We start from the raw sequence: 16,492 nt of genomic DNA, 5'->3' as shown, positions 1-16,492 counted from the left end.
TGGGTAGGAGCTTCAGCGCTTCCGGGTGCGGGCGCGAGTGCGGGAGCGGGAGCGCGGGTGGGGATGAGGATGCGGAACGTGGTGCGGTTCGTGGAGGTACCAGTAGCGACCGACGAGGGCGCCGCCGAAGACGACGAATCCGACGCCGATGAGCCATGACGTCACGATCAGGACGGTGCCGACCGAACCGTACGAGACCGCGTTGCTCACGATGAGCGGGGAGAAGACCAGGGACGAGAACAGGCGCAGGCCGACCAGGCCCGCCAGCGTGGCGATGGCGCCCGGCAGGAGGGCGCGCCAGGAGATGCGACCGCCCAGCAGGAAACGTGGTGCCCACCAGAAGAAGAGCACGCCGAGCAGCGAGGACAGACCGATCCGGCCCCATGAGCGCAGGGTTCCCGACCCCAGAACGGCCACGCTCTGCGCCTCGGCGAAGAGGTAGGCCGTCAGAGCGGCGAGCCACACGACGCGTCGCCATACGGTGTGCCAGCGGCCGGCCGGCAGGTCCCACACCTTTTCGTAGCCGGTCTGCACGCTGCCCGCGAACGTCACGCCGAAGAGCGCGAGCAGCACCACGCTCAGGACGCTGGTCGTGCTCAGGACCTTGCTGGGTGCGGCGAAGAGATCCTGTACGGCGTCGGCGGGGCGTCCGGACAGTCCCATGCCGTCCACGATCCACAGGGCGAAGCCGCGCTCCTCGATCGGAAGGGCCGCCGCGACCACGATCAGCAACGGCGCGAGCGTCACCAGTCCCAGCGCCGCGAAGCCCATGGCCCGGTGCATCAGCTCCACTTCTTTGCCGCGCTGCCAAACGTGCGTGCCTCTGTCATGGAGGAAGCGCCCCAGTTCCGCAGACCGGTGCCCGCGGTTGTGGGGATGCGTCCCGTCTTTGGCCTTGTCCGCGCCCCTGTCCCTGATCCGGTCTCTGCCTCTGCCTCTGCCGGGTCGGCCGGGGTGCGCGGAACCCGGAGAATCCGAGGCCCTTGAATTATCAGGAGGCCCCGAAGAGTCCGGGCGCCCCGCAGAGCCAGGAGGCCCCGTTGAGCCGGATGGCTCAGAGGGCTCATCGGGCTCAGAGGGCTCAGAGGGGTCCGAATGGCGGGGCATGTCCCGCGCTCCGCTCCAGTGGGGGAGGGTGACGAAGGCTGCGAGGACCGCGAGGGTTACGAGGGTTGTGAGAAGCCGTCCGCGACGACGGCACGACCCCGTGGCGCATGCGTCGTCACCTCGTCCCGTGCTCCCGTACCCGTGCACCGAGTGCCGACTCGTTCCGGCACCGGGCAGCTCCGTGCGTCACGAGTGGCTGCTTCCAGCGTGCCCCGCCACCTCCGGAAGCGCGACCGGCTCAGCAGCCTTGGCACCTGCCGGCCTCGGCACCCGTTCCGGGGTGAGCCAGGCGGTCCGCGTACCCGGCCGTCCCCGTCTGCGGCGGGGACGGCCGGGAGGTTGCAGAAGGAGCCAGGCAGACGTCGGCATGTGGTCCTGCCGCCACCGTCGGCATCCTCGAACAGGCAGGGGAAGAACTTCTCCGTGTCGGCCGCATCGACACGGTGGACAAGTCCTCGGTGCTCACGATCTTCCTCAGCGCGCCAGCGATCGCAGTGGTGGCCTGCGCTGGAGGGTCTCGGTCCAGCACCCCCCAAACGCTGCCCGACAACCCCGAGCGACAGCACCCCTGCTCTTGGCGAAAGCCTTTCACCCAGCCCGCCCGTCGGCAGATCTGAACCGATACCGGGATCAGGCCGCGAGGAGTTCCTGCTCGCGGTCCGGTGTCTTGACCTTGGGCTTCTTGTTCGGCAGGGAGAGCCGGAAGACCTTGTGCCACGCGGAGAACACCTGCTTGGGCAGCGGCCCGGTGACGTACTCCAGCTCGTACTTCTCGAACAGAGCGCGCACCTTCACCGCGACCTCGGCGTACCGGTTGCTCGGCAGGTCCGGGAACAGGTGGTGCTCGATCTGGTGGGAGAGGTTGCCGGTCATGAAGTGCATGGCCTTGCTGCCGCTGATGTTCGCCGAGCCCATCATCTGGCGCAGGTACCACTGGCCGCGCGTCTCGCCCTTGATCGACCGGCGCTCGAAGACCTGCACGCCCTCGGGGAAGTGCCCGCACATGATCACCGAGTGGGTCCAGAGGTTGCGGACCAGGTTCGCGGTGAACGTGGCGGCGAGCGTGGGGAGGAACGACGGGCCCGACAGCAGCGGGTGGATCACGTAGTCCTTGAGCACCTGCTTGCGGATCTTGCGGCCCACGGCCCTGGCCCGCGCGCGGAACTCCGGGTTCTTGCGGCGGCGCTTCTGCAGGTTCTTGCCGAGCTCCAGGTCGTACGCCGCGATGCCGTACTCGAAGAAGCAGGCGTTGATGAAGTTCCACAGCGGCTGGCCGAGGTGGAACGGGTGCCACCTCTGGTCCTCGTCGACGCGCATGATGCCGTAGCCGAGGTCGTTGTCCTTGCCGATCACGTTGGTGTACGTGTGGTGCAGCTCGTTGTGCGAGTGCTTCCACTGCTCGGACGGCGAGACGTGATCCCACTCCCAGGTGGTGGAGTGGATCTTCGGGTCCCGCATCCAGTCCCACTGGCCGTGCAGGATGTTGTGGCCGATCTCCATGTTGTCCATGATCTTCGCCACGGACAGACCGGCGGTGCCGATCAGCCACGCGGGCGGGAAGATCGAGAACAGCAGTACGCCCCGGCTGACCAGCTCGAGCTTGCGCTGCGCCGAGATGACCTTGCGGATGTAGGCGGCGTCCTTCTCCCCGCGGCTGGCGATCACCTCGTCGCGGATCGCGTCCAGCTCGCGGCCGAGCTCCTCGATCTGCTCCGCGGTCAGGTGGGCGGTGGGGTCGGTGGCGGTCAAGGTGCTCCTACCGTTCGATGTCGCAGGGGCCCGCCGCGGCGGACACGCAGGTCTGGATGAGGACGCCCGGCTCGGCCTCGGTGATCTCGCCGGTGCGCAGGTCGCGGACGGCGCCCGCCTTGAGCGGCGTCACGCAGCCGAAGCAGATGCCCATGCGGCACCCGGAGGGCATGAGCACGCCGGCCTCCTCGCCGATGTCCAGCAACGGCGTGGCGCCGTCCGCGTCGACGGTCCTGCCGGTGGTGCTGAACGTGACCTCGCCGCCGTCGCCGGTGACGACGATGCCGGGGCGGAAGCGTTCGGTGTGCAGGCGCTCCTGCACGCCGTGCTCGGTCCAGTGCTCCTCGGCGGCGTCGAGCAGGCCCGCGGGCCCGCAGGCCCAGGTCTCGCGCTCGGCCCAGTCGGGCACGAGTTCGTCGAGACGGGCGATGTCGAGCATGCCGTCCGTGTCGGTGTGCACCTCGGTGAGCCGCAGCTTCTTGTCCGCGACCAGGTCGTGCAGTTCGCTGCGGAAGATCACGTCTTGCGGCTGTGGCGCGCAGTGCACCATGACGACGTCGTCGAACTCGGTGTCGCGCAGCATGCCCATCACGGGTGTGATGCCACTGCCGGCTGTCAGGTAGAGCACCTTGGCGGGCTTGGCCTGCGGCAACACGAAGTCACCGGTCGGCTGGTCGAGCTGAATCAGCGTGCCCGGTTTCGCCCTGCGGACCAGGTGGTTGCTGACCTTGCCGTCCGGGATCGCCTTCACGGTGATCGTGACGCGGCCGTCCCTGCGGTCTGTCGGCGAGGTGAGGGAGTAGGCACGCCACAGGCGCACCCCGTCGACATCGACCCCGATCCGCACGTACTGACCGGCTGTGTGGCCGCGCCAGCCCCGTCCCGGTCTGATCACGACGGTCGCGGCGTCACCCGTCTCGGGGTGCACGGCCTCGATGCGCCCACGCAGGTCGGCGCCCGCACGCAGCGGGCTGACCAGGTCGAGGTAGTCCGACGGCAGCAGTGGCGTCGTGACCATCTCCAGCAGTTTCCACGCCCTGCTGCGGGGAGCTGTACTCGTCATGCCTCCAGCTTGCTGCGCCTCAGGGCGTAAAGTCCTGACCGTAGGACGTAAATCTGGTCGGCTGAATTGTTCGCTGGGAACAAAAACGTGAGCTATGCAATCCGGAGGGCCAGCGAGCTGGCCCTGGATGAGACGACGGTCACCGTACTTCGGGCCGCGCTGAAGAGCACCGCCGACGAGGTCGTCCAGGCGATCATCGACGAGGTCCCTCCCTACGCCAACGCCCTTTCGGGCCGCATGGGCGCCACCATCCGCCGAGCCGTCCGCACCGCCCTGGGGCACTACCTGGACCTCGCGAGCGGGAACGCCACGGGCGGCGACGCCGGTGACGCGGCCTACGAGCTGGGCCGCGGCGAGGTGCGCGACGGCCGTTCGATGGACGCCCTGCTCAGCGCCTACCGCGTCGGCGCCCGCGTGGCCTGGCGATGCCTGGCGGCGGGTGCCGTACCCGCGGGTCTGCCCGCCGCCGAGGTCGCCAAGTTCGCCGAGCTGACCTTCGCCTACATCGACGAGCTCTCCGCCGCGAGCGCCGCTGGCCACGCCGACGAACTGGCCGCCCGGGGCCGGGCCCAGGAGCGCCACCTGGAACACCTGGCCCGCGACCTCCTCGCCGGCGCGAGCCCGGACGTGCTGCTGGCCTCTGCTCAACGGGCCGGGTGGCAGCCTCCGGTCTCACTGACCGCGGTCCTGCTGCCCGCCGCCCAGGCCCGGCCCGCCTACCGCGCGCTCGACGACCCGAGCACCCTCGTCCTCGACGATCTGCCGGACGCCACCGGTGTGCTGCTCGTCCCCGATGCCGACCGATCACATCTCCTGCGGCAGCTCACCGACCGCACCGCCGTGGTCGGCCCTGCCCGGCCATGGACCCGTGCGTCCGCCTCGTACGCACGAGCCGTACGCGCGCGCTCCCTCTCCTCCGACATACGCGACACCGAGGACCACCTGCCCGAGCTGGTGCTGAGCGCCGACGCGGACGCGTTCGCAGACCTGCGTGCCCGGGCCCTCGCACCGTTGCGGACCTTGCCGCCCGCGACCGGGCGGCGGCTGGAGGAGACGTTGCGGGAGTGGCTGCTGCACCAGGGCAGGCGGGACGAGGTGGCGGCGGCGTTGTTCGTCCATCCCCAGACCGTCCGGTACCGGATGTCGCAGCTGCGGGAGCTGTTTCCGGATCTCGCGTCGCCACACCGGGTCCTTGAACTGACCCTCGCGGTCGGTCTTGGGGTCAGCTGACGCGTACGTCGACCGTCCGCGCCCACGTCCGCGAGCGGTCCAGGAATCGTGCCTCGTTCTCGGCGCCATCAGCCGGCTCATACGGCCCGTCGAAGAGCGGTATCAGCCTTGCTGACACCGCTGGTCGATGTGAAGACCGGACAAGGCCTCGGGAAGCCCGTCGGGGGCGCTGCCCTGGCACGAGCTGGCCCACGGGCGCGCGGCGGGCTGCAGCCGGGTGACCGCCGGGGCGGCCAAGCCTGGTCACCACGGGCGGGGAGCCGGGCCGCTCGCGCCGCAGGCCACCGTGGTTCCGCGACGGCCCCCGGCCTCCCTCCCGGCAGGTCAACCGGAGGACCGACCGGGCCGGCCCGGCACATCGCGCGAGGGATGATGGGGATGGAATGACGGAACGTGAGATCAGGAGCTCCCATGGCGAAGCGGGTTCACCGACCCCGTGAGGACGCGGAGTTCGATTTCATCCTCGGGATGAGCGGAGTTCCGGTCCTCGCGTACTTCACAGGGACTTGGCCCAAGGCGATCGAGCCCTGCCGGGTGATGGACCTCGTCGTGGGTGGCATCGCCGACGACTACACGGGCCGCTTGACGGCCGTCCGCGCCGACATCACGCGCTGTCCGGCCGCAACCGAGCGATACGGGATCACCGGAGCCCCGTCCTACGTCCTGCTGAAGGAGGGAGAGGCGGTGGCGCACGGCACGGGGCCCATGACCATCGCCGAGGTACGGACGTTCCTGGACGGCCACCTCTGAGCGGCCGCGGCGGGCGCCGTCTGCTGAGAACCGCCACGCTGTCTGGATCCATCCGCGGCGGGACGGCTCTTCGCCCTGTTCGGCTACTGACTAGTGGGGTACCGGGGCGAGGACGACGGCGCGTCCGCGCAGCGCTTGAGGCCGCCTGCTCATGGAGCAATGCGTTCCGCCCTGCGGTGCATGCTTCTTCGTTCCTCACAACGCCGACGACCGAAGGTGGTCCATCGGCGAGCCGCGCGCCGTACACGGTGACGAATACCTACCTTCTGGCGCGGACGACGGGTCGGAAAGTGCGGATGTCGGACCTGCGCCATGGGCGGGTCGGCAGAGGTTCCTGATCTGGCGGGTCCCGCGGTTGCTCTTCGTTGTCGGCTCCATCTCGCTGAGGCGTATTTGAGGGCGGTCCCCTCAGTGAGAAAGTGCCCCCGGGCGCGAACGGCCCCGAACCCGCAGGTTTCAGCCAACGACAGGGGAGAGGTCCCCGCCCCCCCCGGCAGCCACGACACCCCCGCCCCCGAGCCCCGGTTGCCTCGTAGACCCGCCCGCCCTAGGGTGAATGCGCTTTCATCTACGTGCATGCATCAGAAGAGACGGGGGCCCGACCCATGAACGGCACCGCATCGTGAACGCGATCCCCACGGTGTACGACGTGGCCGAACGCTCCGGCGTGTCCATCGCGACGGTGTCCCGGGTGTACCGCAGCCCCGACTCCGTGCGCGCCGCCACCCGCGAAAGGGTGCTGGCGGCGGCCGGTGAACTGGGATACGTGCCGAGCGGCAACGCCCGCGGTCTGGCCAGCCGTTCGACCGGCGTCCTCGGCCTGTGCTTCCCGGACTATTCCGACCCGGACACGCTCGGCGCCGAGGACGACGATGCCGCGATGCTCTACTCGGACCAGATCATCCGGGGCATGGAACGCGCGGCCCGCCGGCACGGGTACGCGCTGCTGATCGCCGCCTCCCTCGAAGGCGGTCCGGAGAACCTCGTGGCACAGGTGGCCGGCCGCGTCGACGGCTTCGCGGTGATGGCCCGCACGGTACCGACCGAGGAGCTCGAAGCGATCTCCCGGCGCCGACCGGTGGTGATGCTGGCCGGCCCCCGCGCGCAGGACCCCTCGCTCGACCACCTCGACCACGTCGAGGTCGCCAACGAGGACGGCCAGTACGAGCTGACCCGCCACCTGGTCCAGGACCACGGGCTGCGCCGCCTCGCCTACGTGGGGCTCGTCGACGAGTCTCCGGACGTCGAGGCGCGTTTCCGCGGATTCCGCCGGGCCTGCCTGGAGGCCGGGATCGAGGCCGCCGCCGCGCCGGCACTGCGCATGCCGATGATGACCCAGGCCGAAGGCGCCCGCGCCGCGCACTTGCTGTGCGAGGGAGACGGCGACCGGCCCGAGGCGTTCGTGTTCGCCAACGACCAGATGGCGGTGGGTGCGCTCCAGGCGCTCGAACGCCGTGGTGTACGAGTCCCCGACGACGTGGTCGTGACCGGCTTCGACGGCATCCCGTTGAGCCGCCTGGTACGCCCCGCCCTGACCACCGTGCGTCAGCCGATGGTGCGCATGGGGGAGGAGGCCGTCGACCTGCTGGTTCGACGGCTGAGCGGACAGCCGCCCGAGGAGCCTGTCTCACTGATGCTGCCTGTCGGTGTCGTCCGCCGGGCAAGCTGCGGTTGCGACGAGGCGACGGCGCCCCCCTCGATGGCGACCGGCTGAACGCCGCCCGTCCGATGCCCGGTCGCCGCCCACCCGACATGCGACACCCGCATGCGGCCCACCGGCCGCCTGACCTCCGGGCGCCGGCTCCCGCCAACGCGTAGACGTGGGCGCGAACAGACTCACCGCTGTCCCTGTCCCTGCCGACACGGATCGGATCGGCGCAAACCGCATCAAGTAGTCCCCGACCCTCGCCGCGGTCAACTGTTCCGACCCCCGAGAGCCAGTCCTCCCAGGGCGCCCCCGGCGCTCGATCCCGCCAACGAACCCCTCGTCGAGACGCAGTACGTCGGCGCCAACCTCGTCGCGCCCCGCCGTAGCCGTCTCCGGCTACGGAACCGTCGCGAGCGCACGCCCCCACCGCACGGTAGCGCCAGCAAAGCCCGCACCCGCCACCAACCGTGCGGCGAGCCTCCTGGAGCCCACGCAACCATTCCGTGGCGAGAGCCCTGGATCACAGATCCTTTCCCCACGCACTGATCCGTTTTACGTTGCTCTCGCACAGGCCCATCACGGTCGGCACGGTCGCGCCGGGCGGAGCGGGCCACCCGTCGGATGTCCCTCTCGTTACGGGAGTGTGACCAAGGCCCCTCTTGCCAGGCCCGGAATCGCTGCAACAGAGTGATGTATGCGCTTACAGGCAGCGCATACATCACCGCTCAAGGAGGAGCCGCCCATGAACCGCGCCGTCGCAACCGGGTCGATCGCACTCACCCTGGCGTCTGCGCTCACCCTCACCGCCTGTGGCGGCTCGGGTGGCGCGGGCGTGGCAGCAGACGCCAAGCAGACCCTGACCGTGTGGGCGATGGGCACGGAGGGGGAGAAGCTCGGCGATGTCGCCAAGGAGTACGAGAAGTCGCACTCCAACATCAAGGTCAAGATCACCCCGATCGGCTGGGACGTGGCCCACCAGAAGCTGGTCGCCGCTGCCGCCGCCGGGAAGCTGCCCGACGTGATGCAGATGGGCGGGAGCTACCTGGGCGAGTTCGCCGACATGGGTGTCCTGGAGCCGGTCGACACCAAGACCTTCCGCGAGGGCGACTTCTTCCCCGCCGCCTGGCAGCAGGGTTCCTACGACGGTAAGACCTACGGCGTGCCGTGGTACGTCGACACTCGCGTGCTCTTCTACCGCACCGACCTCGCCACCAAGGCGGGGATCAAGAAGGCTCCGGCCACCATGGCCGAGCTCCAGAGCGCGGCCGAGGCGTACCAGAAGAAGGCCGACACCAAGTGGGGTCTGTCCATCCAGCCGGGTGGACTCGACACCGTACAGAGCTTCTACCAGTTCCTGTACTCCGCCGGCGGCGCCGTCATCGACGACAACGGCAAGGCCGTCGTGAACTCCGACGCGGCCGTCAAGGCGCTGGAGAACTACGGCAGTTACTTCGACAAGGGCCTCAGCGAGAAGTCCGTACGCCCCGGCTACGACGTCACCAAGGACTTCAACTCCGGTGCCGTACCCATGTTCTTCGGCGGCCCCTGGATCACCAACCTCCTCGACGAGAACTACCCCGACATCAAGGGCAAGTGGGCCGTCGCCCCCGTACCCGCCGATGAGGCATCGGTGTCCATGGCCGGCGGGTCCAGCCTCGCGGTCTCCGCCGACAGCGACCACAAGGCCGCCGCCAAGGAACTCGTCTCCTACCTCACCGGCGCCAAGGGCCAAGTCGACTGGTTCGAGCGGACCAACGACCTGCCCGCCAACACGGCCGCCTGGAAGACCGGCGACCTCGCCACCGACCCCACCATGCAGGTGTGGCGGAAGCAGATGGACACCGCCCGCGCCACCCCCTCCCAGCCCAAGCTGACCGAGATCACCTCCAAGGTGGACACGGCCATCGAGTCGGTCACCCAGGGCAAGTCCTCCGCGAAGGCCGCGCTGGACAAGGCCCAGTCCGAGATCGAAGGACTCGTGCAGTAGAAGGCAGTAGGAGAGCGTTCCCTGATGTCCCTCACCACAGGACCCGCCGTCCCACAGGCGGCCGTCGACAAGAGCCCCGACAGCGGCGGGAAATCCGGTCGCACCCGCCGCGGCCGCCGCTCACTGAGCAAGCACAACCTGACCGGGTGGCTGTTCTCCACGCCGTTCCTGGTGCTCTTCGGCGTCTTCATGCTCTTCCCGATCGTCGCCACGCTCCTGATGAGCTTCACCGACTTCGGCGCCCGCAACGTCACCCGCCCGCTGGAGGCGGAGTTCGTCGGCCTTGACAACTACACACAGCTCTTCCAGGACGACAAGTTCCTCAAGGCCCTCTTCAACACCGCCTACTTCGTGGTCGTCGGCGTCCCCGCGACCATCGTCCTCGGACTGCTGGCGGCGATCCTGCTGAACAACGGCATCGACCGGGCCCGTACGTTGTTCCGGGTCGGCTTCTACGCGCCGGTCGTCACCACCATCGTCGCCGTGGCCGTCGTCTGGCGCTTCGTGCTCGACCCCTCCGACGGACTGATCGCCTCCCTCGCCTCCGAAGTCGGCCTGACGGCGCCGGACTTCCTCGGCTCGGAGACCTGGGCCATGCCGTCCCTGATCACCATGGCCGTGTGGCGGAACCTCGGCACCGTGATGGTGCTGTGCATCGCCGGCCTCCAGGCGATCCCGGCCGATGTCCGCGAGGCGGCCCGTCTCGACGGCGCCGGCGCCTGGCAGGAACTGCGCGGCATCACCGTCCCGCTGCTGCGGCCCACCCTGCTGTACGCCACGGTCATCACCACCATCGGCTACCTCAACGTCTTCGAGGAGCCCTTCGTGATGACCCAGGGCGGCCCCTCCGACTCCACGCTGACCGTGTCGCTCGACATGTACCGCGAGGGATTCAACTTCTTCCACATGGGCTACGCCAGCGCCATGGCGTACGTCCTGTTCGTCGTGATCATGGGCATCACGGTGCTCCAGCTCCGACTGCTGAAGGACAACACCCGATGACCGCCGACACCGCAACCAAGGCCCGGCCCCGCCGCCGCACCGGAGGGGTGCGCACCCCGCTGCTCTACACGATCGCCTCGGTCGCACTGCTGGTGATGGCCGCCCCGTTCCTGTGGATGGCACTGTCCGCGTTCAAGACGAAGCAGGACCTCACGGCGAGCCCGCCCGTGTGGATCCCCTCGCGGTGGACGCTGGACAACTTCACGGCCCTGCTCGACCAGCTCGACATGCCGCAGTACTTCCTCAACTCGCTGATCGTGGCCGTCCTGGTGACCGTCAGCAACCTGCTGTTCTGCTCCATGCTCGGCTACGCCCTGGCCAAGCTCGACTTCACCGGGCGCTCCAAGGTCTTCGCGGTCGTGCTCGCCGCCCTGATGGTCCCCGGCAATCTGATGATCCTGCCGCTGTACGTGCTGATGAACGGCCTCGGCCTGATCGACACGTACGCCGGACTCGTGCTGCCCTTCGCGGCCGGTGCGTTCGGGGTGTTCCTGATGCGGCAGTTCATGCTCTCCGTGCCCGACGAACTGCTGGAGGCGGCCCGCCTCGACGGAGCGGGGGAGTGGTACATCTTCTGGCGGATCGTGATCCCGCTGGTCAAGCCCGCACTCGCGACCCTGACGATCTTCACTTTCCTCGGCTCCTGGAACAACTTCATCTGGCCGCTGATCGCCACCAACGACCCGGACAAGTACACCCTGCCGGTGGCGTTGGCGACCTTCGCCAACGATCCCAACCGCACGGTCGGCGGCGGCAACGGCATGCTCATGGCCGGCTCACTCCTCGTCGTACTCCCGGTCCTGGCCGTCTTCATCGTCCTGCAACGGCACTTCACGCAGGGCATCGCCACCGCGGGCCTGAAGTAGCCCCACCGGGCGCCTCTTCCCACGGCCTTCCCGCACCCGCTTCTCCCGGCCTCTCGTGACCCGCCGGTCGCTTCGCCGCGACCCCCGGGCCGGTCGCCATGCCACCGCCCCCACACCAGAAAGACAGAAACGGACGATGACGCACACCACCACCCGCTTCCCCGACGGCTTCCTGTGGGGCGCCTCCACCGCCGCCCACCAGATCGAGGGCAACAACGTCAACAGCGACTGGTGGCGCAAGGAGCACGACCCCGCGGCCGGGATCGCCGAACCCAGCCTGGACGCCTGCGACAGCTATCACCGCTGGGAGCAGGACATGGACCTGCTCGCCGAACTGGGCTTCACCGACTACCGGTTCAGCATCGAGTGGGCGCGCATCGAGCCGGTCCGCGGCATCTTCTCCCGCGCCGAGATCGCCCACTACCGCCGTATGGTCGAGGGCGCCCTCGCCCGCGGTCTGCGCCCCATGGTGACCCTGCACCACTTCACCGTCCCGCAGTGGTTCGAGGACTTCGGCGGCTGGACCGCCGACGGCGCCGTCGATCTCTTCGCCCGTTACGTCGAGGAGTGCGCGCCCGTCATCGCCGACGGCGTCCGGCACGTGTGCACCATCAACGAGCCGAACATGATCGCCGTCATGGCAGGCCTCGCGAAGGCCGGGAATCAGGGCTTCCCACCCGCCGGCCTGCCCACCCCGGACGAGGAGACCACCCGCGCGGTCATCGCGGCGCACCACACGGCCGTCAAGGTCATCCGCGCCGGTCACCCCGACATCCAGGTCGGCTGGACCATCGCCAACCAGGTCTACCAGGCGCTGCCCGGCGCCGAGCAGGTCACCGCCGACTACCGCCACCCCCGCGAGGACGTCTTCATCGAGGCCGCCCGTGGCGACGACTGGATCGGCGTGCAGTCCTACACCCGCACCAAGATCGCCTCCGAAGGTCCCGTCCCGGCACCCGACGACGTCGAACGCACCCTCACGCAGTGGGAGTACTACCCGACCGCCGTCGGCCACGCCCTGCGGCACACCGCAGAGGTCATCGGCGACGGCACACCCCTGATCGTCACCGAGAACGGCATCGCCACCGCGGACGACAGCCGCCGCGTCGACTACTACACCGGCGCCCTCGGCGCGGTCGCCGCCGCCGTCGAGGACGGCCTGAACGTCCAGGGCTACCTTGCGTGGAGCGCCCTGGACAACTACGAATGGGGCTCCTTCAAGCCGACCTTCGGACTGATCGCCGTGGACCCGACCACCTTCGAGCGCACCCCGAAGCCATCCGCCGTCTGGCTCGGCAGCCTGGGCCGCGACCGCGCCCTGCCGCGCACCGAGTCCTGACGGTCCCCCCCCAGAACCCGGGAGTCGGCCGGCCCCTGACACCGGCCGGCTCCCGGCACTCCTCACACATCACAACCGGCAGTACCGAGCCCCGCCTCGGCAGCACCCGCACGATCCGGCATCACCGCATCACCGCATCGCCGCACCACAGACACGCACCCTTCCGCCTGCCTGCCCTCCCACAGCACAGGAGCCAGAGCCGCATGAACCGTCGTAGCTTCCTCACCGCCGCCGCAACCACTGCCGCGGCCACCTGCGCCACGTCCCTCACCGCCACCGCGGCCAACGCCACCCCAGCCGTTCGAACCGACGCGGAGAGCCGTCTGTTGCGCGACTGGTTCGTCGCGACCCATCGCTCGATGGAGGCCATGACGACCGAACTCGGCCTGGCCGCCGACAAGATCGACGTCAGCGGGAGCGGCACACCGGTGCCGTCCGCGCAGACCTCGCCCACCAACATCGGCTGCGGTTTGTGGTCCACCGTCGCGGCCGCCGGACTCGGCGTCATATCCGCGGCCACCATGCGCAGTCGGCTGGCCCGCACGGTCGCCGCCGTGGAACGCCTGGAACGCGCCCACGGCTTCTGGTTCAACTGGTACGACGCGCACGACGGTTCACTGCTGACGACCTGGCCGGAGACCGGCGACCCCGTGCGTCCGTTCCTGTCCAGCGTCGACAACGCGTGGCTGGTGACCGGTCTGCGTATCGCCGCGCACGCCCACCCCGGCCTGCGTCCCCGTATCGCCGCCCTCCTCGCCGACGCCGACTGGTCGTACTACTACACCCCCTTCGATCCGGCCGACCCGGTCGCCGGTCCCGGACAACTGCGCGGCGGCTTCTGGCCGGACAAGCCGGGCAAGGGCGAACCCACGGGCCACCACTACGGCGCCCTCAACACCGAACCCCGTATGGCCAGTTACCTCGGTATCGCCGACGGTTCACTGCCGACCGACCACTACTGGCACATGATGCGCACGCTGCTTCCGGGAGCGGGCCAGGAGCAGGAACCGCAGGGCGAGTACGTCGAGATCGACGGCGTACGCGTCTGGGAGGGCCACTACACCTACCGGGGGCGGAAGCTCGTCCCCACCTGGGGCGGCTCCATGTTCGAGGCGTTGATGGTCCCGCTGTTCGTGCCCGAATCGGAGTGGTCCCCCCGCTCCTGGGGCACCACCCACCGACGTTACGTCCGCAGCCAGATCGAACACGGCCTGATCGAGGAGGAGTACGGCTACTGGGGCTTCTCCCCGGCGTCCATTCCCGCCGGTGGCTATCGCGAGTACGGGGTCGACGGGATAGGCATGCAGGAGGAGGGCTACAACTCCCTGGGTGTCGTCACCCCGCACGCCTCCTTCCTCGCGCTGCCCCAGGCCCGGGCCGAGGCACTCTCCAACCTCCGCGCCCTCGACCGTGCCTTCGGCGCCTACGACGACCGCTACGGCTTCCGCGACTCGGTCGACGTCACCACCGGCCGCGTGAGCGACTTCGTCCTCGCCCTCGACCAGGGCATGATCACCGCGGCCATCGCGCAGCACCTGCGCCCGGGCCTGCTCCAAACGCCGTTCCGCACAGCCGGTTTCCACACACGGGTACGCCCGCTGCTCGGCAAGGAGCGGTTCTCCCTCTAGACGTGGACGGGAGAGGCATCACCAGAACCCCGACGGGCCGAACTGCTCATGGTGGCGTCAGCTCTGCGGGACATCCTTGACGAACACGATGCCGTCGCTGTCCCCCAGGTGGGTCGGGTCGAACGGGGCGTAGCCGAACCAGGGGGAGACGCGGAGTGCGGGCAGTGTGCCGCCGAGGGCGGTGGTCAGCTCCCGGGCGTCCACGACGTAGCGGTCGTCCGGGAGTTCGTACAGGAGGCCTTCGACGGTGTCCGGCGGTGGAGCGTCCACTCCCTGGTGGTGGATCGTGCCGAGGGCCGTGGCCACGAAGGCGTACTCCTTGCCGAGTCGGGTGCTCACCAGGGCGCCGGCGCTCCACCACTCCACCCGTCCCTGCCACATCCGCATCGAGCTCTTCTGTCGCTGGAGATGGGAGCTCTGGGCGTGGACGAGTGTCGGTCCCCGATCGGTGAGGGCGAGGAGGTTGTGGGACATCATCAGGTCCCGCAGCGCGCACAGTCGTGTCATGCGGGCTGGTGAGGTGTCGGCCATCCAGTGGTGGTAGCGCAGCAGGCCGGTCGCGGTGCGCCCGTACAGGCGTGCCCGGTCCAGGTCGGCCCGCGAGGTCGTCGTGATCAGGTGGGGCGTCTGCGCGTCCAGCAGCGCCACCAGATCGTCGGCGAGCAGCCGCAGCCGACCGGCGTCGGCCGACTGCCCCACGGACTGGGACGGGTCCATCATCGCGGCGGGATCGGTCCACCGGTCGTCGGCGCCGAGCAGGTGGTCGAGTGTTTCCGCGGTGCAGGGGAGCAGGTCCGTGTCCACCCGCGAGAGGTAACCGTGGAGCGCGGTGAGAGCCTGGCGGGGGCTCGCGGCGGCGGTGATCTCCAACGGGCCGTCGAAACCGGCGAAGCGGAGCCGGTCGGACGCGGGCCTGTCCTCGTTGTAGGCGCGCATCCAACGTACGAGCTCGCGGTTGGCCGCGGAGGCGCCCCAGCCGTGACTGAATCCGTGCTCCATGACCTCGTCGAGAGTGCCTGTGCCGGAGGTGACGTAGTCGTCCACGGCCAGGCCCATCAGGCAGTCGCTCTCGATCGCGATCGTCCGGTAGCCCTCCTGCTCGACAAGCTGCCTGAAGAGTTCGTTGCGCAGGTCGAGGAGAGTGTCCTCGCCGTGGGTTGGCTCGCCCAGAGCGAGCAGTCGAGGCCGGGCCGGAAGCAGCCTCATGACAGCGGCAGCGTCAACGGCATGGACGGCGTCCTTGATGTCAGTAGCCATGCCTTCAACGGTATCGTTGAACCTCCGGTTGAAACTTTCGCGCGATATCGGCGGGGCCATGGGGCGAAACCTTAAAAACGGCGAACGGCTCAGGCCGGTTGACCTGGCGCGCGGGCACGGCCTGTCCACGCAGGCGATCAGGAACTACGAGGAGGCCGGCATCCTTCCGGCCGCCGGTCGCACCCCTCACGGCTACCGCACCTACACCTCGCTGCACGCGGGTGCGCTGCGCGCGTTTCTTGCCCTGGTGCCCGGCCACGGCCACCAGACGGCGACGTCGATCATGCGGGCCGTGAACCAGGGCGCGGTCGATGAGGCGTTCCGTCTCATCGACGAGAGTCACACCCAACTTCTCGACGACCGACGGACCCTTCAGGCCGTGGAGAGCGCCCTCCGTGACCTGGAGCCCGCCACGCCCGAGCCCCATTCGGCTTCCGGGCTCGCCGACAGGTTCATCGGACCGCTGGCGGAAGAGCTCGGGATCCGGCCCGCGACGCTGCGCAAATGGGAGCGTGCGGGGCTGGTGAGCCCCCGCCGCGATCCGCTGACGGGGTATCGCGTCTACGACGAGTCCGACGTACGGGACGCCCGGTTGTCCCACCAACTCAGGCGGGGTGGCTACCTGTTGGAGCAGATCGCCCCGCTGATCGCCCAGGTACGGTCGGCCGGCGGGCTGGAGCCGCTGGAGGCCGCACTGGCCGACTGGCGAGGCCGGGTATCGGCCCGCGGACGGGCGATGCTGACCGGGGCCGCCGAGATGGAGGCGTACCTCCGCGAGCGCGGATGAGGCTTCGGAGGACCCGGCCCACGAGACCGTGCGTATCGGCGAGCCGGAGCGAGTACCGGACGTGGATGTGGATGTGGAC

Annotated in this window: 13 protein-coding genes; 9 read left to right on the top strand and 4 right to left on the bottom strand. The window is 69.4% G+C overall.

Annotation, left to right across the window (positions count from 1 at the left end; genetic code table 11):
* Window positions 1-12 precede the first annotated feature (12 nt).
* The 3 genes from JEQ17_RS03105 to JEQ17_RS03095 all read right to left on the bottom strand — a co-directional run bounded on the left by JEQ17_RS03105 (window position 13) and on the right by JEQ17_RS03095 (window position 3,919).
* Window positions 13-783: a YhjD/YihY/BrkB family envelope integrity protein gene (locus JEQ17_RS03105; RefSeq protein ID WP_200393721.1), complete on the bottom strand. Its 771-nt coding sequence runs from the start codon at window positions 781-783 to the stop codon at window positions 13-15.
* Window positions 784-1,737: 954 nt separating this feature from the next.
* Window positions 1,738-2,856: a fatty acid desaturase family protein gene (locus JEQ17_RS03100; protein WP_200393720.1), complete on the bottom strand. Its 1,119-nt coding sequence runs from the start codon at window positions 2,854-2,856 to the stop codon at window positions 1,738-1,740.
* 7 nt (window positions 2,857-2,863) lie between these two features.
* Window positions 2,864-3,919, bottom strand: a complete 1,056-nt coding sequence (locus JEQ17_RS03095; RefSeq protein ID WP_200393719.1) for a ferredoxin reductase — start codon at window positions 3,917-3,919, stop codon at window positions 2,864-2,866.
* Window positions 3,920-4,006: 87 nt separating this feature from the next.
* Here JEQ17_RS03095 and JEQ17_RS03090 point away from each other — a divergent pair, with 87 nt between their 5' ends.
* From JEQ17_RS03090 to JEQ17_RS03055, 8 genes are all read left to right on the top strand, one after another.
* Entirely contained in the window at window positions 4,007-5,149 is a 1,143-nt protein-coding gene (locus tag JEQ17_RS03090) for a PucR family transcriptional regulator (protein WP_200393718.1), read from the top strand.
* Window positions 5,150-5,560: 411 nt separating this feature from the next.
* On the top strand, window positions 5,561-5,899 hold the full coding sequence (locus JEQ17_RS03085; RefSeq protein ID WP_200393717.1) for a thioredoxin family protein: 339 nt from the start codon (window positions 5,561-5,563) through the stop codon (window positions 5,897-5,899).
* Window positions 5,900-6,521: 622 nt separating this feature from the next.
* A complete protein-coding gene (locus JEQ17_RS03080) occupies window positions 6,522-7,613 on the top strand; it encodes a LacI family DNA-binding transcriptional regulator (protein ID WP_234048036.1) in 1,092 nt (363 codons plus the stop codon).
* Between the two features lie 676 nt (window positions 7,614-8,289).
* The gene (locus JEQ17_RS03075) at window positions 8,290-9,534 is read left to right on the top strand and encodes a sugar ABC transporter substrate-binding protein (RefSeq protein WP_200393715.1); all 1,245 of its coding nucleotides are present in this window, start codon (window positions 8,290-8,292) and stop codon (window positions 9,532-9,534) included.
* Between the two features lie 24 nt (window positions 9,535-9,558).
* On the top strand, window positions 9,559-10,536 hold the full coding sequence (locus tag JEQ17_RS03070) for a carbohydrate ABC transporter permease (protein ID WP_200393714.1): 978 nt from the start codon (window positions 9,559-9,561) through the stop codon (window positions 10,534-10,536).
* Window positions 10,533-11,402, top strand: coding sequence for a carbohydrate ABC transporter permease (locus JEQ17_RS03065; protein WP_200393713.1), 870 nt, complete (start codon window positions 10,533-10,535; stop codon window positions 11,400-11,402). The genes JEQ17_RS03070 and JEQ17_RS03065 overlap by 4 nt, the downstream gene beginning before the upstream one ends.
* A 136-nt stretch (window positions 11,403-11,538) precedes the next feature.
* Window positions 11,539-12,741 (top strand): glycoside hydrolase family 1 protein, encoded by a 1,203-nt coding sequence (locus tag JEQ17_RS03060; protein ID WP_200393712.1) that lies wholly within the window; start codon window positions 11,539-11,541, stop codon window positions 12,739-12,741.
* A gap of 203 nt (window positions 12,742-12,944) precedes the next feature.
* Window positions 12,945-14,369, top strand: coding sequence for a glucoamylase family protein (locus tag JEQ17_RS03055; RefSeq protein WP_200393711.1), 1,425 nt, complete (start codon window positions 12,945-12,947; stop codon window positions 14,367-14,369).
* Window positions 14,370-14,426: 57 nt separating this feature from the next.
* Here the strand turns inward: JEQ17_RS03055 and JEQ17_RS03050 are convergent, their stop codons facing one another.
* Window positions 14,427-15,626 (bottom strand): erythromycin esterase family protein, encoded by a 1,200-nt coding sequence (locus tag JEQ17_RS03050; protein ID WP_200393710.1) that lies wholly within the window; start codon window positions 15,624-15,626, stop codon window positions 14,427-14,429.
* A gap of 58 nt (window positions 15,627-15,684) precedes the next feature.
* On the opposite strand from JEQ17_RS03050, the gene JEQ17_RS03045 reads away from it, so the two are divergent.
* Entirely contained in the window at window positions 15,685-16,413 is a 729-nt protein-coding gene (locus tag JEQ17_RS03045; RefSeq protein ID WP_200393709.1) for a TioE family transcriptional regulator, read from the top strand.
* Window positions 16,414-16,492: the final 79 nt, after the last annotated feature.

The sequence above is a fragment of the Streptomyces liliifuscus genome, assembly GCF_016598615.1.
Lineage (GTDB): Bacteria > Actinomycetota > Actinomycetes > Streptomycetales > Streptomycetaceae > Streptomyces > Streptomyces liliifuscus.
This window is presented reverse-complemented; position numbering and strand designations above follow the sequence as displayed.